17 protein-coding genes and 1 pseudogene are annotated in these 18,826 nt (G+C 63.3%); 11 read left to right on the top strand and 7 right to left on the bottom strand.

Features of this window, described 5'->3' with window-relative positions; translation table 11 throughout:
• Both CAPSK01_RS04025 and CAPSK01_RS04030 read left to right on the top strand, forming a co-directional pair.
• Positions 1-226: pseudogene (locus CAPSK01_RS04025) on the top strand (hypothetical protein); the annotation flags it as partial.
• Positions 226-1,890: a GMC family oxidoreductase gene (locus CAPSK01_RS04030; protein WP_034922862.1), complete on the top strand. Its 1,665-nt coding sequence runs from the start codon at positions 226-228 to the stop codon at positions 1,888-1,890. The pseudogene CAPSK01_RS04025 and the gene CAPSK01_RS04030, both read left to right, overlap by 1 nt.
• Before the next feature lie 22 nt (positions 1,891-1,912).
• Here CAPSK01_RS04030 and thpR read toward each other — a convergent pair whose 3' ends face one another.
• From thpR to CAPSK01_RS04050, 4 genes are all read right to left on the bottom strand, one after another.
• Entirely contained in the window at positions 1,913-2,491 is a 579-nt protein-coding gene (gene thpR, locus CAPSK01_RS04035) for an RNA 2',3'-cyclic phosphodiesterase (RefSeq protein WP_273703049.1), read from the bottom strand.
• 10 nt (positions 2,492-2,501) lie between these two features.
• A complete protein-coding gene (locus tag CAPSK01_RS04040; RefSeq protein ID WP_034922864.1) occupies positions 2,502-3,161 on the bottom strand; it encodes an NAD(P)H-binding protein in 660 nt (219 codons plus the stop codon).
• Positions 3,162-3,186: 25 nt separating this feature from the next.
• The gene (locus CAPSK01_RS04045) at positions 3,187-3,624 is read right to left on the bottom strand and encodes a group 1 truncated hemoglobin (protein ID WP_034922866.1); all 438 of its coding nucleotides are present in this window, start codon (positions 3,622-3,624) and stop codon (positions 3,187-3,189) included.
• 158 nt (positions 3,625-3,782) lie between these two features.
• Positions 3,783-5,021 carry an L-serine ammonia-lyase gene (locus tag CAPSK01_RS04050; protein WP_034922867.1) on the bottom strand — a complete coding sequence of 413 codons (1,239 nt, stop codon included), beginning with the start codon at positions 5,019-5,021 and terminating at the stop codon, positions 3,783-3,785.
• Between the two features lie 418 nt (positions 5,022-5,439).
• Between CAPSK01_RS04050 and CAPSK01_RS04060 the strand changes: the two genes are divergently transcribed.
• Positions 5,440-6,183: a c-type cytochrome gene (locus tag CAPSK01_RS04060; RefSeq protein WP_273703050.1), complete on the top strand. Its 744-nt coding sequence runs from the start codon at positions 5,440-5,442 to the stop codon at positions 6,181-6,183.
• 221 nt (positions 6,184-6,404) lie between these two features.
• Here the strand turns inward: CAPSK01_RS04060 and CAPSK01_RS04065 are convergent, their stop codons facing one another.
• Positions 6,405-7,202: a LysR family transcriptional regulator gene (locus CAPSK01_RS04065; RefSeq protein WP_273703051.1), complete on the bottom strand. Its 798-nt coding sequence runs from the start codon at positions 7,200-7,202 to the stop codon at positions 6,405-6,407.
• 137 nt (positions 7,203-7,339) lie between these two features.
• Between CAPSK01_RS04065 and CAPSK01_RS04070 the strand changes: the two genes are divergently transcribed.
• The 8 genes from CAPSK01_RS04070 to rpoS all read left to right on the top strand — a co-directional run bounded on the left by CAPSK01_RS04070 (position 7,340) and on the right by rpoS (position 15,893).
• Positions 7,340-7,591, top strand: coding sequence for a nitroreductase family protein (locus tag CAPSK01_RS04070; protein WP_337958535.1), 252 nt, complete (start codon positions 7,340-7,342; stop codon positions 7,589-7,591).
• 373 nt (positions 7,592-7,964) lie between these two features.
• A complete protein-coding gene (locus tag CAPSK01_RS04075) occupies positions 7,965-9,467 on the top strand; it encodes a DUF4118 domain-containing protein (RefSeq protein ID WP_273703052.1) in 1,503 nt (500 codons plus the stop codon).
• Positions 9,464-10,153: a response regulator gene (locus tag CAPSK01_RS04080; protein ID WP_034922869.1), complete on the top strand. Its 690-nt coding sequence runs from the start codon at positions 9,464-9,466 to the stop codon at positions 10,151-10,153. Before CAPSK01_RS04075 ends, CAPSK01_RS04080 begins: the two co-directional genes overlap by 4 nt.
• A gap of 13 nt (positions 10,154-10,166) precedes the next feature.
• Positions 10,167-12,044 (top strand): potassium transporter Kup, encoded by a 1,878-nt coding sequence (locus tag CAPSK01_RS04085; RefSeq protein WP_034922871.1) that lies wholly within the window; start codon positions 10,167-10,169, stop codon positions 12,042-12,044.
• Positions 12,045-12,563: 519 nt separating this feature from the next.
• The gene (gene surE / locus CAPSK01_RS04095; protein ID WP_034922876.1) at positions 12,564-13,307 is read left to right on the top strand and encodes a 5'/3'-nucleotidase SurE; all 744 of its coding nucleotides are present in this window, start codon (positions 12,564-12,566) and stop codon (positions 13,305-13,307) included.
• The gene (locus CAPSK01_RS04100; RefSeq protein WP_273703053.1) at positions 13,304-13,966 is read left to right on the top strand and encodes a protein-L-isoaspartate(D-aspartate) O-methyltransferase; all 663 of its coding nucleotides are present in this window, start codon (positions 13,304-13,306) and stop codon (positions 13,964-13,966) included. Before surE ends, CAPSK01_RS04100 begins: the two co-directional genes overlap by 4 nt.
• A complete protein-coding gene (locus CAPSK01_RS04105; RefSeq protein WP_273703054.1) occupies positions 13,963-14,934 on the top strand; it encodes a peptidoglycan DD-metalloendopeptidase family protein in 972 nt (323 codons plus the stop codon). Before CAPSK01_RS04100 ends, CAPSK01_RS04105 begins: the two co-directional genes overlap by 4 nt.
• A gap of 2 nt (positions 14,935-14,936) precedes the next feature.
• Complete coding sequence (gene rpoS, locus CAPSK01_RS04110; RefSeq protein ID WP_273703055.1) at positions 14,937-15,893, top strand: RNA polymerase sigma factor RpoS; 957 nt, start codon at positions 14,937-14,939, stop codon at positions 15,891-15,893.
• A 17-nt stretch (positions 15,894-15,910) separates the two neighbouring features.
• On the opposite strand, the gene mltB is transcribed toward rpoS, so the two are convergent.
• Complete coding sequence (gene mltB / locus CAPSK01_RS04115) at positions 15,911-16,924, bottom strand: lytic murein transglycosylase B (RefSeq protein ID WP_034922879.1); 1,014 nt, start codon at positions 16,922-16,924, stop codon at positions 15,911-15,913.
• Between the two features lie 28 nt (positions 16,925-16,952).
• A partial coding sequence (locus CAPSK01_RS04120; protein ID WP_273703056.1) for a DUF3488 and transglutaminase-like domain-containing protein occupies positions 16,953-18,826 on the bottom strand: 1,874 nt, incomplete at its 5' end.

The raw sequence follows: 18,826 nt of genomic DNA on the forward strand, positions 1-18,826 counted from the left end.
GGGGACGACCTTTGCCGCGCTGCCGGAAGCACGGCGGGTGGACATCGTTGCGGCCGCCGCCGCCAGCCCGGAAGGCTCGACGCCCCGCACTTTCTTCCAGGCGACTCTCGATGATGCCCTGTTCCATGCCTATGCCGACGCCCGTGCCTGGACCGGACTGACCTACGCCGGACCGCCTCAGCCGATCGGTTTTCCCGATCAGGCTGCAGCACCGAAGAGCGGCTGATGCACGCGGATGTGGTCATTGTCGGCGCCGGCGCCGGCGGCGCAGCCTGCGCATGGGCTCTGGCCAGTCGCGGCGTACGCGTTCTGGTACTGGAGTCCGGACCCTGGTATGACCCGGTCCGTGAAAACCGCCTGCACCTGCCGGACTGGGAGCAGCATGCCTTTCCGGAGGGGAAGGAATACCGCCACGCGTACACCTTCGCGCAGATGCAGGCCCTGAACCCACAATGGGCGCAGCTGCGATCGTGGAACCATAATCTCGGTCAGGCTGCCGGCGACACCCGGCGGGCATTGAAATACCAGCACGTCCGTGGCGTGGGGGGCAGCACCCTGCATTTCGTCGGCGAAGCGCACCGCCTCCATCCGGCGGCGATGCGCATGGCCAGCCGCTTCGGCGTCGGTGCCGACTGGCCGATTGCCTACGGCGAACTGGAACGTTTCTACGTCGAGGCGGAGTACCTGATCGGCGTTGCCGGCCCATTGCATGATCGCCATCGCCCGCGCAGCCGGGCCTATCCACTGCCCCCCCACGCGCATAGCTACGCCAGCCAGCGCATCGGCAGCGCCTGCGCCAGGCTGGGCATGAGCTGGTCGCCAAATTCTCTGGCAATCCTTTCCGAACCCTGGCAGGGCCGGCCCGGCTGCAACTACTGTGGTCAATGTGCCCGCGGTTGCCCGCGCGCCGACAAGGGTAGCGCAGATGTCACCTTCGTCGCCCAGGCGCAGGCCAGCGGACGCTGTACGGTGCTGGCGCGATGTCATGTCACGGCCATCGTGCCTGGAGATGGCGATCGCGTCGCCAGGGTCAGCTGGGTCGACGCCGACGGTACCGAGCACTCGCTGCGACCGCGCGCGCTGGTGCTCGCCTGCGGGGCGGTGCAGACACCCCGCTTGTTGCTGGCCAGCGCCAATGCCCATGCGCCGCAAGGCCTGGCCAACGAGTCCGGTCAGGTGGGCCGCCATTTCATGGAAACCCTGGCCTGGGCCAGCAGCGCCTTGCATCCGGACGCCCTGGGCAGCCACCGCGGCGTGCCGTCGGACGGCATTTGCTGGGATTTCAACGCTCCGGATGCCATTCCCGGTATTCCGGGCGGCGTGCGCTTCAGTGTCGGCATGGCGGAAATGGACTTGGCCGGACCCATCAACTATGCACGCAGGGTGGCCAGCGGCTGGGGGCGCGCGCATCGTGCGGCCATGCGCAACAGTTTTGGCAGGGTTCTCTCGGTGGCGTCCGTCGGTGAGTTTCTACCCAACGACGGCACCTATATCGACCTCGACCCGCACGCTCGTGACGCCCATGGCCTGGCGCTGGCGCGCATCCATAGCCGCATTGACGAGCTCGAGCTGCGTCGCCTGGTGTTCATGGCCGGCAAGTGCCGGGAAATCCTGCAGGCGGCCGGGACCGCAAAGCCCTTCGAGGAATTCGGCACTTACGATACATTCAACGCCACGCATGTTTTCGGCACCTGCCGGATGGGGAGCGATGCGCGTCATTCGGTGGTGGACAAGGACTGCCGTAGCCACCGTTGGCGCAATCTATTCATTGTCGACGCGAGTGTGTTCCCGAGCAGCGGCGGCGGCGAATCGCCATCGCTGACCATCGAGGCCCTGGCGATCCGGGCCGGAGCGCATGTCCGCAATCTGCTCGCGAAGCGCGAATTGTGAGGCAAAAGGTGGTGCGGAGGCATCAGGCGGCTGGTCCCGCAGGCAAATAGGGGTAACGGCGCCGGATCCGGTAGCCACCAGCGGCGCCCGGCAAGGACTCGACCAGCACGTAGCTGCCGATCTGCCAGAGCAGTGCCGGCGCGGCGGCGGGCGCGATGCTTCCGGCAGCGCGTCGGGCCAGCGTCACGTGCGGGCGAAAAGGCCGCGACTCGACCGGCAGGGCCAGTGCCTGCAGCGCTTCGCCAAGGCGGCAATGCAGTTCCTTCAGTGCCTCGGGGACGGCGCTTGCCTGCAGCACCGCGAGGCCGCGAGGCCAGATCGCAGGCTGCGTCAGATGCAGCTCGAAAGGGGTCATTGCCACCTGCAGCCCGGTGCTCACGGCTTCGAGGCGCGGGCGCTCGATGGCGCCGATGAAGTGCAGGGTCAGGTGCAGCCGCTCGGCCGGGACGGGGGATGATCCCTTCGGCCACAACCATTGCTGCTGATAGCCGAGGAGCGCCGAGTTTTCTCCATTCGCCGGCCAGAGCGCGAGGAACAGGCGCGCGTATCTGGGGCCATCCTGCGCCGACGAGGGTGACTGGGAATTGTGCGGTGAGTGCAAGACTTTGGATTCAGCGTGAAAGGCGGATTTCCGGCACCTCGACGATGGCCAACGTCGTTGCCGGGGGCTCCTCGACGGCACGAAGCAGCGCCTGCGTCATCTGTTCCAGGGTGACGAGTCCCAGGCGACCGGCCGTCGGACGCCAGCGCGGAACGCATGCCGCCAGGGTATAGAGTGGTGCCAGCATGATCGGCCAGCGGTGCCCTGGGCCGATGACGTACCAGGGACGCAGGATGGTCGCACGCACGCCGCTACGCGCGATCGCCGCCTCGCCGGCTGCCCGGGCGGCGACATAGGCGCGCATTACCGGCGCCGGCTGTGCGACGCTGACGTATACCAGGTGGGCTACCGACAGGCGCGACGCAGCGCTGACCGCGGCGCGGATCGAAGCAAGATCGACGGCCTCGAATTCGGCCGCTTTGGTCGGGTTGGGGTGCGGCGTACCGACCAGGTGGACGAGGGTGTCGCCTGGCTGCAAGACAGTGGCGATCGACTCGCTATCGAGCGCGTTACCGATCACGGTTTCGGCACCGGGAGCAACGCGTCCGGTTGCCAAGCGGCGCACCAGCAGTCTGACCCGGTGCCCGCGCTTCAGCAATTGCTCGACCAGGCGCGTACCAAGGTAACCCGTTCCCCCGGTCACCACCACCGCCCCGCTCGTCCCCGCCATGGCCGGTTGCCGTCCTGGAGCGCGATCAGCGCCCGACGATATCGCCCTTCAACCCCGAAACAGCCGTCAGCACTTCCTTTCGCTCGACTGCGGGTACCTTGAACTTGTCGAGCGTTGTGCTCAACGCCTTGACCGAGATGTCCCAGTCCTCATCGGTGATTTTCAGTCCCCCGTGGGCTTTTTTCATGTCGCGACCGCTGTAGGAGCAGGGTCCCTTACTGACCACACACAAGAAGTCGATGATCTCGCCGCGAATGCGATTGAGCGAGTCGCTGCTGTGTCCGACGAAAAACCGACCGAGTTTTGGGTCGGGCAATAGTCGACCGAGAAAATCGTCGGTCACCGCCGCCAGAGCGTCGTAGCCTCCGAGGCGTTTGTACAACGTTGGCGATTCTTCGCTCAGTGCCGGTGTGGTCAAGGCGGTCGCCAGAAGGGCGGCGAGTAGGGAGTGAGTCAGTTTCATCGGGAAATCCTCCGTGGGCAAATAGGCATTGTCCGATGGTCGCCTGCGGAGGGCGACCACCTAGCCACCTTACGCGTCACGTCCGCGTTTGGATGCAGATGCCGTTGTCCGGGTGGCCGAGCAGTTGCCCTGCCGGTGCTCCCAGATGCCGCGGATGCTCAGCTACCCATGCCGCTGAAGCTGCTGGCGCCTTTCTTGCGTAGCGCGTGGATCTTGGCCAGACCGCCGCGTGCGGTCTCCCGATAACTTGCCTTCATGTCGCAGCCCGTTTCCCACATGGTGCGGACCACCTCGTCGAAGGAAACGATGTGGTGGCCGTCGGAAAGCAGGGCGTAGGCAGCGCAGTCGACGGCGCGGACGGCGGCGACGGCGTTGCGCTCGATGCAGGGAATCTGCACATAGCCGCCAATCGGGTCACAGGTCAGGCCGAGATGATGCTCCAGCCCCATCTCTGCCGCATACTCGATCTGCCGCACCGACCCCCCCAGGAGTTGAGTCGCGGCGCCGGCCGCCATCGCACAGGCGGTTCCGACTTCGCCCTGGCAGCCGACTTCGGCCCCCGAAATCGACGCGTTGCGCTTGACGAGGTTGCCGATCATCCCGGCCGTCGCCAGCGCGCGGCAAATCTTTTCGTCCGACAAGTGCGCGTGCCCTTGCAGGAAAAACAGCACCGCGGGGAGCACGCCGCAGGCGCCGCAGGTCGGCGCGGTGACCACCTCGCCACCGGCCGCATTCTCTTCCGATACGGCCAGCGCGTAGGCGAACTGCAAGGCCGTTTGGCCGAAGTAGCCGGCGAGGCTCTGCGCGCGGGCGTGATAGGCCGAAGCCTTGCGCGACACGTTCAGCGTCCCCGGCAGACGTCCTTCAGCGTTCAAACCGGTCGCGATAGTCTTCTGCATGCTCGTCCAGACGCGGCACAGATAGCGCCAGATGGCCGGCCCTTCGTGGCGTTCGACGATTTCCCAGATGCTCAGTCCCTCGCGTTCAGCCTGTTCAAGAACCTCCAGCATGCTGGCATGGGGATAAACCTCGTCGCCGCCGTCGGGCTGACCGTTCTCGTCGAGCAGCGCGCCGCCGCCCACCGAGTAAACGACGCGTCTGGTCAGGACACTGCCCACAGCGTCGAGCGCCTCGAACTGTATTCCATTGGGGTGAAGAGGCAAGGATCGATCGGGCAGCCAGACGATGTCCACCGGTGTCGGAAAGAACGGTACGCTGACCGCCAGATCAGTGAGGTGACCGCGGCCGGTGGCAGCCAGGGCACCGTAGAGCGTGACGCGCAGGCGTGCCGCCATCGGGTTGGCGGCCTTGAACGCGATGGCGGCAAAACGTGGCCCCATGGTGTGGCTGCTCGACGGGCCGAGACCGACACGGTAGAGTTCCTGCAGGGATTTCATGGGCTGGCTGCGCCTCGCGAAAGTTCAAGGAAATCGTCGATGAAGTCAGCTTGCCAAACCGCCGCTTGTCGACCGCCGTGCCAGGAACTGGAGTATAAGCGGCTCAAAAGTGTATGGTGGCCGATGCATGGCCGTCAAGCTTGGATCTGATTGGGAGAACTCTGGAGTGTGTTGACATACAAGCGAGCCAAATGACGGATGCGGCGAGGGCGATGAAGGAAGCGAAACGCTCGGCGAGTTGGTTGTGGCATGTGGCGATACGTCGCCATGACTTGATGCGCCAGCAGAAGCTCCGGCTCATACCACGTTGGACAAGGCTGGTCCTTGACCCGCTGGCAGTAATGGCGGAAACTGCCCAGGGTCCATTTGCCGTCTGGAATGCGACTTCATAAGAAGATTGCTGAGAGGAGACGACCCCATGTACAAGGTATTGACCGTTGCTGTCACTCTTTCGTTGGCCGCCGCCTGCGCACTGGCCGGAGCACCCGCGGCCAATCCCGCCGGTATCGAGTCCAAGAACTACAAGTGGAACATGCAGGACAATCCCGAGAAGAACAAGGCCTTGCGGCTCGAAGGGAATGCCAAGGCGGGCGAGGCGGACTACAAGACTTACTGTGAGGCTTGCCACCTGCCGCAGGGCGTCGGCAATCCACATGGCAGCATTCCCCAGTTGGCGGGCCAGCACCCGACTGTCATCATCAAGCAGTTGGCCGACATTCGCTCCGGATTGCGCGACAACCCGACGATGTATCCGTTTGCCAGCAAACTGGCTGGTGCGCAGGCACTGGCGGACGTCGCGGCGTATATTGGAACGCTCTGCGTTCCGCGTGATTCGGGCAAGTATGAAGGTCCCGATGCTACCAAACTGATTGCTTATGGCAAAGTGTTGTACGACAAGGAATGTGTTCAATGCCACCAGCCAAACGGAGACGGCAACAGCGAAAAATTCTACCCTGTGATCGCCGGTCAGCATTACAGGTACTTGCTGCGCCAGATGATCGACATCCGTGATGGAAAGCGACGCAACAGCCATCCGGAGATGAGCAGGGTCATCGCCCAGTACGACGACGCTCAACTGGTCGCGATCGCAGCCTATCAGGCGATGCTGGTCACACAACTGCGGCAGTGGTCAACGCGTCCACGTTTCTGCCAGCCATCCTGAACAGTCGGACCGTGCGGCAGGCACTCGCAGCGCTTGGATGGCGAGCGGACGATCTCGTGCGTGTGGGAGGGGAGAGGTGGTTGTTGCATCCAGAGACGCCGATTCCGGTCCTCCCCGCTGGTCAGGGCGGCAACGTGCCGTAACCGTTCATCTCCCCCTTTAAGCGACCACTGGGTGACGATGTTGCCCTTTCGCTCGAGGCATTCCCCGCCGCAGAGGAATCACGGCCGGCGATTGACGACATCAACCGCGGCGTCCCGCGGCAAGACCGTCGCTGCGCAGCGCGCGGCGAGAAACTCACGCAGTTCGCGCACCGCGGGGTTGATCTGCCGACGGTCGGCGCAGACCAGATTGAGCGGCGCCGCTTCGCCCCGCCACTCCGGGCATAGCGCCGTCAGCCGGCCGGCGTGCAAATTGTCGGCGACATCGAGCGCCGACTTGTAGGCGATGCCGTGGCCGGCTACCGCCCAGTGCCGCACGGCGTCACCGTCGTCGGAGACGCGGTTGCCGCGCACCCGCACCGACTCTTCCCGGCCACCACGTACGAAGCGCCAGCGGTCGTGGATGGCGTCGCCGAGTAGATAGCACAGGCAGTTGTGGCCGATCAATGCCGTTGGCGTCTTCGGCGTACCGGTGCGCGCCAAATAGGCTGGGGAAGCGCAGAGCACGCGCCGGTTGTCCGGCGCGACGGGCAATACCACCAAGCTTGAGTCGGGCGGCAGGCCATAGCGCAACGCGATGTCGATCGGTTGCCGATAGACGCCGGCGATGCGATCGGAGAGCTGCACGCGCATCTGCAGTTGCGGGTGGCGGGCCTGAAAGTCGTCCAGCCAGGGCAGGATGAGATTGCGACCGAGATCGGAGGGCAGTGAAATCTGAATCGTCCCACGCACGGTGGCGTCGCCGTCGGCCAGCAGGTTGTGACCGTCGGCGAATGCCTGCAAACCCTGCCGGCAATGTTGGAGAAAGATCTCGCCTTCCTGAGTCAGACGCAGGCTACGCGTGAAACGTACGAACAAGGCTCGACGAGGCACATCAGGCGGCGATCCTTGGGCAGGAGGAGCGCGATGGCCGTTTCGCCAACCCGGAGATCAGGGCCGGCCAGCAGAAAGCGCGCGGCTTCTACGTCGATCTGCACCACGAGGAACTACAGGATGTGGGTTCCTGGATGGAGCGTCAGATCTACCTGTCCCTGGGCACGCTGTTGCTCGGCGCGGCGGCGCTGGAAATCGACGCCTGCCCGATGGATGGCTTCGACCCGGCGGCAGTCAATGTGGCGCTCGATCTTGCCGAACGCGGCTATACCGCACTGGCCATAGTCGCACTCGGCTATCGTAGTGAGGCCGACTTCAACGTCAATCTGCCCAAGTCGCACCTGCCGGCGGAAACCGTCATCAGCCATCTCTGAGCGGAAGGCGGTTGGAGAGTCTGGACGCGGTGATCGACCGCGACGGTCTGGGCCGCGCCGAGTTTCTGGTGGACCGGCTGATCGAGTCGGGCCGCCGCGCGCTTTCTGGCTCGCCTGGCGCGGTTGCTGGCCGACTTCCGGCGGGCCGTGCTGTAGGAAACGCCGTAGCGATAGCAAGCCGTGCGGGGAAATGCCGAGCGCCTGGGAGTCTGTCGGCCTTTCCTCACACCGGGCGCCTTCTATGATAAATTCATATCATTCTGAGCCACCGGAACCCACCATGGCCAATTTTATTCCCTGGTCTCTTTACCCCTTTTTTACCTGAGGTGTAGAAAACTGGGCTCAATCTTGAACTTTGGAGGTGCGTAGAAATATGTTGCTCCCTGCTGCATTAAGACATCATCGCTACCCTGCTGCCATTCTTTTGTGTGTGGCGACGATGCTGATTGCACTGCCGTTCCGCGACAGCGTCGATATCGCCAACATCGACATGCTGTTCCTATTAGCGGTATTCGTCAGCGCCGTCTGGCTGGGGCGCGGCCCGGCTGTGATGGCAGTATTTCTGAGTGTCGCACTGTTCGACTTTTTTTTCGTTCCGCCCTACCTGTCGTTCGCCGTTGCCGATGCACAATACCTTATCACCTTTGCCGTGATGCTTACGGTCGGGCTGCTGACTTCGCACCTGGTATCGCTGCTGGCAGAGCGGACTGAGCAAGCCCAGGAAAGCGAGATCCAGACACGCCTGCTGCACGCCCTTGGCCGCGATCTCGGCGTGGCCATGAACGTCGAGCAGGTCGGCACCATTGCTGCTGCATTTCTGGATGAGTTTGAACTGAACTGCATCCTGCTGACGCATTCCAAATCGGGCCTGCTCCCGGTGGGGGATACCTCCTTGCCGGTGCTGGAGACGGGTTTTGCCCAATCCGCCTGCGACCGAAATGCCGTCATCGAGGTCGATACCCTGGCAGGTGCCGGCAGAATGATCGCTTTTCTGCCGATGGCGGTTTCTGACCGGGTTCTGGGTGTTCTGGCCATCGGGCCACGGCAACCTAACGCAGGCCGTATCCGCGAACTGCGCCCCTTACTGGAGGCTGCTGCCGCGCAAATTGCCCTGATCGTCGAACATCTGGCACAAGCGGATGCTATCCGGAAAAGCGAGTTGCAAGCCAACGAGGAGCGCTTGCGCACCTCCATCCTCGCCGCGCTCTCCCATGACATGCGCACGCCGTTGACCAGCTTGGTCGGTCTTGCCGATACGCTGGCGCAGCAGAAATCGCCATCCGGTCAGATCGTTACCGAAACAGCAACAGAAATCCGCGATCAGGCACTGGCCATGCACCACATACTGTCCAATCTACTGGAAATGGCGCGGCTGCAGGCCAATGACATGCGCCTGAACAAGGAATGGCAACCCATCGATGAGGTGATCGGATCCAGTATCCGTTTGCTGGCCAGCGCCCTGTCCGGGCATGCGCTGGAGATTCGTATTCCACCGGGGCTGCCCCTCGTCAATTTTGACGCCGTCCTGATCGAGCGCGTGATCTGCAATCTGCTTGAGAACGCCATCAAGTATTCGACTCCTGGCACGCCGATTCGGCTTGATGTCGAATTGCAGCCGCATAGGCTCGAAGTGGCTGTCGCCAATCGGGGATCGGGATTCCCGGCAGGAAGCTGTGATTCGGTTTTCGACCTATTCGTTCGCGGCGAACCTGAATCCGCTACGGGTGGCACTGGCATCGGGCTGGCCATTTGCCAGGCCATCATTGCCGGGCACAACGGACAGATTGTGGCGGAGAACATTCCGGATGGCGCCTGTGTGCGCTTCAGCTTGCCGCTTGGCACTCCGCCGACACTGGCCGAGGAGTCCGCATCATGACTGCGATGCTCGGCAAGGTGCTGATCGTCGAGGACGAACCGCGCATTCGCCGGTTCGTCCGTGATGCGCTCGGCCGGGAAGGCTGCGAGACCTTCGAGGCCGGCAATGTGGGTGACGGACTGGAACTGGCTGGCGCGCAGCATCCCGACATGATCGTCCTCGACCTGGGGTTGCCGGACCAAAGCGGATTGGAACTGATCCGCAACCTGAGAACCTGGTCATCCATCCCTATCCTGATCCTGTCAGCTCGCATCGCCGAGCAGGACAAGGTCACCGCCTTGGATGCCGGGGCCGATGACTATCTGACCAAACCGTTCGGGGTTGCCGAGCTGCTGGCACGGGTGCGCGCCCTGTTGCGAAGGCGGCAGCAGGAATCGCGGCCTTCGCCCATCCGGCGCTTTGGTGATGTCGAAGTCGATTTGTCGCGTCGCGTAGTGCAGCGTGATGGCGCCGACATCCGTTTGACGCCGCTCGAATACAGTCTGCTGGCAACGCTGCTGGCCAACGACGGCAAGGTTCTGACCCATCGCCAACTCCTGCGCGAAGTCTGGGGCGATGGCTATGCCGGGCAGAGCCACTATCTCAAGGTTTACATCGGCCGCCTGCGCCAAAAGCTCGAACCGAATCCCACCCAGCCCCAATTCCTGCTGACGGAAACCGGGGTGGGCTACCGCTTTCAATCCTGATTCCGGAGGCATCATGTCATCCCACGTTCCCAGCTCGCGCTTGGCCGCCCTGTCGCTGGCAGCACTCGGCGTCGTCTATGGCGACATCGGCACCAGCCCGCTCTATGCCCTCAAGGAAGTGTTCGGCGGTGCGCATCACCCGGTGCCGATCACGCCGGACAATGTGCTGGGCATCCTGTCGGTGGTCTTCTGGTCGCTGATGGTCGTCGTCAGCCTGAAATACGTCATCTTCATCCTGCGCGCCGACAACAAGGGCGAAGGCGGCATCATGGCCTTGATGGCACTGGCCTTGCATCCGCTGCAGGAAGATTCCTGGCTGCGGCGTTTCATCATCGTCATCGGGTTGTTTGGAGCGGCCCTGTTCTATGGCGATGGCGTCATCACGCCGGCTATTTCTGTCTTGTCGGCCGTCGAGGGGCTGGAGGTGGTCACTCCGACATTCAAGCTCTACGTTCTACCAATCTCGCTGGTCATCCTCGTCGGTCTTTTCCTCGTCCAGCGACGAGGGACCGCCACAGTCGGCACCCTTTTCGGACCGATCATGGTGTTCTGGTTCATCGTGCTCGGCATCCTCGGCATTGCCAGCATTGTGCAGAACCCGCAGGTCTTACAGGCACTCAATCCGCTGTATGGGGTGCGCTTCTTCGCGAACAATCCTATCCTCGGTTTCTTTGCGCTGGGTGCCTGCGTGCTCGCCCTGACCGGTGCCGAAGCCTTGTATGCCGACATGGGCCACTTTGGCCGGCGTCCGATCCAGCTCGCCTGGTTCGGACTGGTCATGCCGGCATTGCTGCTCAATTATTTTGGTCAAGGTGCCCTGCTGCTGCAGGATCCGACCGCCATTGAGAATCCCTTCTACCGACTGGCTCCCGAATGGTTCCTGCTGCCGATGGTCGGTCTCGCCACAATGGCCACGGTCATCGCTTCACAGGCGGTCATCTCCGGCGCCTTTTCGATCACGCAACAGGCGATCCAGCTCGGCTTCGCGCCGCGCATGGAGATTTGCCATACCTCCGATGAAGAGAAAGGACAAATCTACCTGCCAAGCATCAATTGGACGCTGTTGCTGGCGGTGATTGCGCTGGTCGTCGGCTTCCACAGTTCGTCCAACCTGGCAGCCGCCTACGGTATCGCGGTGACGGGCACGATGTTCATCACCGACATCCTGGCGTTCATGGTTGCCCGTTATCTCTGGGGTTGGCCAGTCTGGAAAGCCTTCCTCGGCGCGCTGCCCTTCGCGCTGATCGACATCGGCTTTTTCTCGGCCAACACGATCAAGATCGCCGATGGCGGCTGGTTCCCGTTGATCTTCGGTCTGATGGTCTACCTCATCCTCTCGACCTGGAAGCGCGGACGCGACCTCCTGAAGAAGCGTTTGATGGCCGATGCGATGGACATCGATGGATTCGTGAACGCCATCGATGACAGCATTACCCGCGTGCCCGGCACGGCGGTATTTCTGACGGCCAACCCGGCCATTGTTCCTCAAGCGATGCTACACAGCATGAAGCACTACAAGGCGCTGCATGAGCGCATCGTCATCGTCTCGGTCAGTATTCACGACGTGCCACGCTTGGAAGACTCGAAGCGTGTCACGATGCAGCCGTTGAAGAGCCACTTTTGGCAGGTAAAACTCCACTACGGATTCATGGAACGGCCGAATATTCCCGAGGCACTGGAGTGGTGTGCGAAAAGCGGCCTCGACTTCAATCCTATGGAGACCTCGTTCTTCCTGGGTAGGGAGACCTTGATTCCGCGCATCAGTTCGGAAATGTGCTTCTGGCGCGAAAAGGTCTTTGTCGCGATGTTTCGCAATGCGGGCAGCGCTGCTCAATTCTTTGGGTTGCCGCCGAATCGGGTTGTGGAATTGGGGACGCAGGTTGTTTTGTAGTCCAGCGAGAAAGCCATCTTGGGCGACGGCCTCGTTTCAAGGTTCAAGCAGACGCTACGCGAGCAGATCGCGAATAACCGGAGAGGGCTGCGATTGCTGGAGGCCTACTGCACCAATGGCGCGCGGTATCGAGGCGCGCCGGGTCAGTCGGCTTGGCCGGGCAGGCAGCGGCGACGACGTCGAGGAGTTCGGCGAGAAGGACCGATGGCGGGACGCCGCCGCTGTCGCCGATGCTGCGGCTGCTCTAACCCAGATGTCGTTCAGGCTCCGCTCGCGGTGGACATACACGCCTCGTTCCGGCTCATAGTACGTTGGAAAAGGCTTGAAGTGTTCAACGAGGTGCCGGGGCGGTTATAATGGGCTCCTGCTTGGCAGTGCCAAGGGTTCTGGAGGCTGGTGCCACAGGGAACTGTTTGCCGGCAGACTAGTGAGGATCTGCAGCGCAGCTCCATCGATGCTGAAAAGGCCGGCCTCTCGCCGGTTTATTTCCCCCGTGTTCGTTGATGTTTGTGGAGTGCCATGCGGATCCTGCTCTGTAACGATGACGGTTATTTTGCTCCGGGGATCGAGCATCTGGCGCGCGTGCTGGCGGATGTCGCTGAAATTACCGTTGTTGCTCCCGAACGCGACCGCAGCGGGGCGAGCAATTCGCTCACACTCGATCGTCCCTTGTCGCTCAAACGGGCCGCCAATGGCTTCTATCACGTGAACGGCACCCCCACAGACTGTGTTCACCTGGCCGTCACCGGCATGCTCGACGGGCTTCCGGACATGGTGGTGTCGGGAATCAACATGGGTGCCAACATGGGCGACGACACCATTTATTCGGGTACCGTCGCAGCAGCGACCGAGGGTTTTCTGCTCGGCATTCCGTCCCTGGCGATTTCGTTGTGCGGGACACCCGGCGAGTACTTCTCGAGTGCGGCGCAGGTCGCCCGCGAACTGGTCGAAATGCTGCGGCGACAGGCGCTGCGCGAGCCGGTCTTGCTCAACGTCAATGTTCCCGATGTGCCCTACACGCAACTGCGCGGCACCGTTGTCACCCGCCTCGGCAAGCGCCACAAGGCCGAACCGGTGGTGCGCACGCTGTCGCCGCGCAACGAGACCGTGTTCTGGGTCGGGGCCGCCGGTGCCGCGGCGGATGCCGGCGAGGGCACCGATTTCCACGCAGTGCGCAACCATCTGGTGTCGGTGACGCCGCTGCAGGTCGATCTGACCCACAACGCGCAGTTGCCGCTGTTACGCGGGTGGCTGGCACGATGAACACGCCAGGGACCCATCCCGGTTTTGGCATGACCTCGCAGCGCACGCGCACGCGCATGATCGAGCGTCTGCGCGAACAGGGAATTGTTGACGAAGAGGTGCTGGCGGCGATCGCCGCCGTGCCGCGGCATGTTTTTGTCGAAGAAGCGCTGGCCTCAAGGGCTTATGAGGATACGGCATTGCCCCTGGGTTACTCGCAGACGATCTCGCAACCTTATGTGGTGGCGCGCATGATCGAAGTGCTGCGCGCCGGCCGCGAACTCGGCAGGACGCTCGAGATCGGCGCTGGCTGCGGCTACCAGGCCGCGGTGCTCGCGCAACTGACCCAGGAGGTCTATGCGGTCGAGCGGATCGCGCCGCTGCTCGACCGGGCCAGGCTCAATCTGCGCGCGATCAAGGAACTCAAGGTGCGCTTGAAGCACGCCGACGGGCAACTCGGCCTGCCCGAGGCCGCGCCTTTTGATTCGATCATCGTCGCGGCCGCAGCGGCGCGGGTACCGCGTGCACTGTTGCAGCAACTTGCTCCCCATGGCAGGCTGATTCTGCCCTTGGGTGCGACGACACAGCAGCTTGCCCTGATCGAACTCAGACCGGAGGGGTTTGTCGAGACCCGCCTGGATGCCGTGCGTTTCGTTCCGTTGCTATCGGGAGTCGAATGAAGGACCAAGGGATTTTCCGTTGCCACGCTGCTGTTCTGGCCTTGCTGCTTGTTCTCGCGGGTTGTGCCAGCATCACGCCAGCGCCGCTGGATGAACGCAGTACCGCCGCCAAGCCACCGGCGGCCATTGCCAGCAAGGACATGTACCTCGTCAAGAAGGGGGACACGCTGTATTCCATCGCGCTCGATCATGGGTTGGACTACAGGGATCTGGTGGCGTGGAATGCAATCGAGAATCCGAATCGCATCCTGATCGGACAGGCGTTACGGGTCAGGGCGCCAGCTTCTGCCGTGGCGGGCGAAACGGCCGTGGTACGGCCGATTGGCACCGTCGCAGCGGTCGAGCAGCGCCCACTTGGTGCGGGTGCTGCTGCGGTCGCTGCGGCTGGCGACGCCTTGCTTAAGCGAGAACCAAAGGCGGGCAAGGAAGCTTACTCGGAGCAGGCGCTGGCGCGGGCGCAAGCGCAGCCACAAGCGCAGCCCCCAGCGCCGCAGCCACCACCAGCGCAGCCGAAAACGGCCGAGCCGGCCGTGACCAAGGCCGAAGCCAGACCGGAAGCTCAAGGTGAGGCCAAGCCCGGCGATACGGCTGCCGGCGGCGAGGAAATCACCTGGACATGGCCGGCCAGCGGCAAACTGGTCGGCACTTTCAGCGAGGGCGGCAACAAGGGGATCGATATCAACGGCAAGGCCGGGGATGCCGTGCTTGCCGCCGGTGGCGGCAAGGTCGTGTATAGCGGTACCGGGTTGCGCGGTTACGGCAAGCTGGTGATCGTCAAGCACAACAACACTTATCTGACCGCTTACGCGCATAACCAGAATGTGCTGGTGAAGGAAGGCCAGAGTGTCAGCAAGGGACAGAAGATCGCTGAAATGGGCAATACCGACGCCGATCAGGTCAAGCTGCACTTCGAGATCCGGCGCCAGGGCAAGCCGGTCGACCCGCTCAAACACTTGCCGCAGCGTTGACCATGTCCGGCGCTTTCGATCCTGATGCTGATTCCTTCGGCGACGATCTGGAACAGCCGGTTTTCTTTTTGGAGGAACCGGTCTTGGCGCCGGACTGCGCACCGGGGGAGGCCTCGCCCGAGGCCGAGTTGCTCAATGACGTCACCCAGCATTACCTCAACGAGATCGGTGCCAAGCCCCTGTTTTCTCCGGCCGAAGAGGCGGTCTGGGCGCGGCGGGCACGCGCCGGTGATTTCCTGGCCCGCCAGAAAATGATCGAGCACAATCTGCGGTTGGTGGTCAATATCGCCAAGCACTATTTCAACCGCGGCCTGCCCTTGCTCGACATGATCGAGGAGGGAAATCTCGGCCTGATCCACGCGATCGAAAAATTCGACCCCGAGCGCGGCTTCCGTTTTTCGACTTATGCCACCTGGTGGATCCGGCAAAGCATCGAGCGCGCAATCATGAATCAGTCACGAACGATTCGCCTGCCGGTGCATGTGGTCAAGGAAATCAATCTCGTGCTGCGCGCCATTCGCCATCTGGAGTCGGCCAGCGGGCGGGAAATCTGCATCGACCAGATCGCCCATCTGATCGATCGGCCGAGCGACGATGTGCGCCGCGTGATGGCCCTCAACGAGCGTATTGCTTCGCTCGATGCCCCCTTGCAGGTCGACCCGAGCCGATCTTATGGCGATGCGTTGGCCGACGAGAGCCTGCTCGACCCGGATGAACTGTTGCAGTCCAACGAGCTTGGCGACTTGCTGAACAAGTGGGTCGGGCAGCTCTCCGAGAAGCAGCGACAGGTTCTGCAACGTCGTTACGGTCTCGCCGGCAAGGAGGCCTGCACCCTTGAAGAAATTGCCTTCGACCTGAATCTGACACGCGAGCGGGTTCGTCAGATCCAGATCGAGGCGCTCGATCACCTGCGCCGTGTCATCCGGCGCGAAGGCGGCACCGCCGACAACCTGCTCTGATGGTTATGGCCCGCAGGTCAGCGCGTGCCGATCAGGTTGTCGTGCGCCGTGCGTAGCGCTTCGGCGAGCTGAAAGACCGACATCGCGTAGAAGCTCGATCGGTTGTAACGGGTGATTACGTAGAAATTGTCGAAGCCGAGCCAGTATTCGGTGGCCGCTCCCGGAGTCACCAGGTCGATCAGGGCCGCCGTGCGATCGCCGTCAGCGGCGGTGACTGCGACCACCCCCTCGGCGGCTAGCTCGCGCACCGTCAGCGCGGGTTTGATCCCGGCCGCGAGCAATCCCGCCGGATCGCCGCTGACACTTGCCGGTACGGCAATCGGAGCGCCGGTCTGCCAGCCATGCTGCTGCAGAAAACGGGCAACGCTGCCGATGGCGTCGATGCTGCTGCTGCGCAGGTCGATGCGGTCGTCACCGTCGAAGTCGACGGCAAAGCGGCGCTGGCTGCTGGGCATGAACTGCGGGATGCCGATGGCACCGGCGTAGGAGCCCTTGATATCAAGCGGCCTGACGCCGTTCTCACGCGCCAGCAGCAGAAACTGCTCGAGTTCACCGCGGAAGAATTCTGCGCGCGGGGGGTAATGGAAGGCGAGCGAAGCGAGCGCTTCGAGGACGCCAAAACTGCCCATGTTCTGGCCATACACCGTCTCGACGCCGATGATCGCCACGATCACTTCGGCCGGTACGCCGTAGATCGCCTGTGCCCGCTGCAGGGTGGCGGCATGTCTTTGCCAGAATGAGAGGCCGCCACCGATGCGCGAGCTGTTCACGAAGCGCTCGCGATAGCGCTGCCAGGAGCGCTGCTTTTCGGGAAAGGCCGGCGGGCGGATGGCGCGCAGCACCGTGGCGTTCGGGCGGATGACGGCGAACTGCCGCGTCAGGTGGGCGACATCAAAGCCGTGTTGTTCGTGCATGCCGATGATGAAAGCCTGGACTTCCGGTTCCTGGCTGAAGCTGGTTCCCGGCTGACCGTGGCCAGGCAGGGACAGCAGACAGCCGAGCAACCCGAGCGTCGCGAATGATTTGTTCAAATCTCTTTTCTCCTTGCGCCAGGCATCATCATGGCCGTTGTGGTGGCAGGCGGCGCACGCATTGCTGCAGCCGCTCCAGCAGATTTTCGCTGCCATTTCGGCCATAGCGCAGTTGGGCATAGCAGCCTGCGGCTTCGCTGGTGAGGGCGGCCAGGTCGGGGCGTTCGCGTGCGACCCTTTGTGCGAACGCCAGTGGCCCTTCCCATGTCGCGCGGCCGACCCCCCGGCGCGCCAACTGCGCGCAATAGCGTTGCCAGGCGCGCTGTGCCGGATCGGCGCGACGCCGCCGGGGCAGCGTCCACCACGTGATGATCAGCAGCGCCAGACTACAGAGTATCGCCAGCGACGCCGTCATGCTCTGCCAGTCGGGATCGCTCAAGCCGGCCCATGACAGCAGTTCGCGCTGGCGTTGCGGATTGTAACCGAGCACCCACTGATTCCAGCTATTGTTTGCTGCCTCCCAACGGTTGCGTAACTGGCGCAACCAGGTCGCGTCGAGCCGGACAATGCTCGGCAGGGGCTCACCTTCAGGCAGCGCAGCGACGATTCCCTGTTCAATGCGCGATGGTGCGACGGCGGCCGTGGGATCGATACGCACCCAGCCCTTGCCGGCCAGCCAGATTTCGCTCCAGGCGTGGGCGTCGGACTGGCGGACGGTGAGATAGCCATCGACCGGATTGACTTCGCCACCCTGGTAGCCGGCAACCACCCGTGCCGGAACCCCGGCTGCGCGCATCAGGAATACGAATGCCGATGCGTAGTGCTCGCAGAAGCCGCGCCGCGTGACGAACAGGAATTCATCGACGGCGTCTGCGCCGAGCAGCGGCGGGCGCAGGGTGTAGTGGAAATCCTCCTGGCGGAACATCGAGAGCGCGGCCGCGGCGATTTTCTCCGCTGGCAGCGACTGCCAGCTGCTGGCCAGGGCGCGCGTGCGCGGATTGATCCGTGCCGGCAGTGCCAGTGCCTGTTGCAGGATGGCTGGCGCCTCGATGCGGTTGGCGTGGTAATCAACCGCAGAAACAAACGACATGCGGGTGCGGACGCGCAGCGGTTCGCGCGCCAGGACTTCGAAGGTGGGCGCCAGCGAACCCTCGGGCGGCAGGCTGGTGGCGACATCGAGCGCCAGCAGCCAGCGCTGGTTGTGCGCCTCGAGAATGCTGGTGTAGGCGTAGGCCGTGCCGCTGGCCTCGATTACCGGTGCCGGCCTGGGTAGCCTGGCTGGCGGCGTTGCGGTTCGCCAGGTGACTCCGTCATAGCTGTCGAAGACCGGGCCGCGCCAGTAGAGATCGGCCTTTTCCGGCGTCTCACCAGCAAAGCGGCTGCGAAAGGCGATCGCGCCCGACTGGATCAGATGGCTGATCGATCCCGGCGACATCTCCCCGGACAAGCCGCTGAGACTGGCACGGGCGTCTTCCGGCAAGCCCCAGAGTGGCCCCGTGACACGCGGGAAAAGCAGGTAGAGAATGAACATGAAAGGCAGGGCCTGCAGCAGCAACAGAGCGGCCTGCCGGGCAATCGTCATGATTGGTTGGGCACCGCCGCCATGCAAGCTGATCAGGGCGCCCGTCAGCAGGGTCATGGCGATCAGCAGCCAGAGGCCGGTGGGGATGCTCTGCGAGTAGAAATAGTGGGTCAGCAGGAGGAAATAGCCGAGCATGACGATGACCAGGGCGTCGCGCCGGTGGCGCGTTTCCATCGGTTTCAAAGCCATGAACAGGACCAGCATGGCAACGCCGGCATCCTTGCCGAAGAGGCTGTGGAATTGCCAGGCGATGCCCGCGACGCCAACGGCTACCAGCAAGGCGAGCGACCAGCGCGGCGGTAGCGGGCGCCGCTGTTGCCACAGCCAGGCGCGCCAGAGCAGGCTGCTGGCGACCAGCAGCGACAGCCACAGCGGCAGGT

Source organism: Candidatus Accumulibacter vicinus (assembly GCF_000584955.1).
In the GTDB taxonomy this organism is placed as follows: domain Bacteria; phylum Pseudomonadota; class Gammaproteobacteria; order Burkholderiales; family Rhodocyclaceae; genus Accumulibacter; species Accumulibacter vicinus.

Excerpts from the sequence above, each read along its gene's own strand:
- CAPSK01_RS04030 (WP_034922862.1), top strand. The coding sequence starts at position 226 with ATGCACGCGGATGTGGTCATTGTCGGCGCCGGCGCCGGCGGCGCAGCC.
- CAPSK01_RS04040 (WP_034922864.1), bottom strand. The coding sequence starts at position 3,161 with ATGGCGGGGACGAGCGGGGCGGTGGTGGTGACCGGGGGAACGGGTTAC.
- CAPSK01_RS04045 (WP_034922866.1), bottom strand. The coding sequence starts at position 3,624 with ATGAAACTGACTCACTCCCTACTCGCCGCCCTTCTGGCGACCGCCTTG.
- CAPSK01_RS04050 (WP_034922867.1), bottom strand. The coding sequence starts at position 5,021 with ATGAAATCCCTGCAGGAACTCTACCGTGTCGGTCTCGGCCCGTCGAGC.
- CAPSK01_RS04060 (WP_273703050.1), top strand. The coding sequence starts at position 5,440 with ATGTACAAGGTATTGACCGTTGCTGTCACTCTTTCGTTGGCCGCCGCC.
- CAPSK01_RS04075 (WP_273703052.1), top strand. The coding sequence starts at position 7,965 with ATGTTGCTCCCTGCTGCATTAAGACATCATCGCTACCCTGCTGCCATT.
- CAPSK01_RS04080 (WP_034922869.1), top strand. The coding sequence starts at position 9,464 with ATGACTGCGATGCTCGGCAAGGTGCTGATCGTCGAGGACGAACCGCGC.
- CAPSK01_RS04085 (WP_034922871.1), top strand. The coding sequence starts at position 10,167 with ATGTCATCCCACGTTCCCAGCTCGCGCTTGGCCGCCCTGTCGCTGGCA.
- surE (WP_034922876.1), top strand. The coding sequence starts at position 12,564 with ATGCGGATCCTGCTCTGTAACGATGACGGTTATTTTGCTCCGGGGATC.
- CAPSK01_RS04100 (WP_273703053.1), top strand. The coding sequence starts at position 13,304 with ATGAACACGCCAGGGACCCATCCCGGTTTTGGCATGACCTCGCAGCGC.
- CAPSK01_RS04105 (WP_273703054.1), top strand. The coding sequence starts at position 13,963 with ATGAAGGACCAAGGGATTTTCCGTTGCCACGCTGCTGTTCTGGCCTTG.
- rpoS (WP_273703055.1), top strand. The coding sequence starts at position 14,937 with ATGTCCGGCGCTTTCGATCCTGATGCTGATTCCTTCGGCGACGATCTG.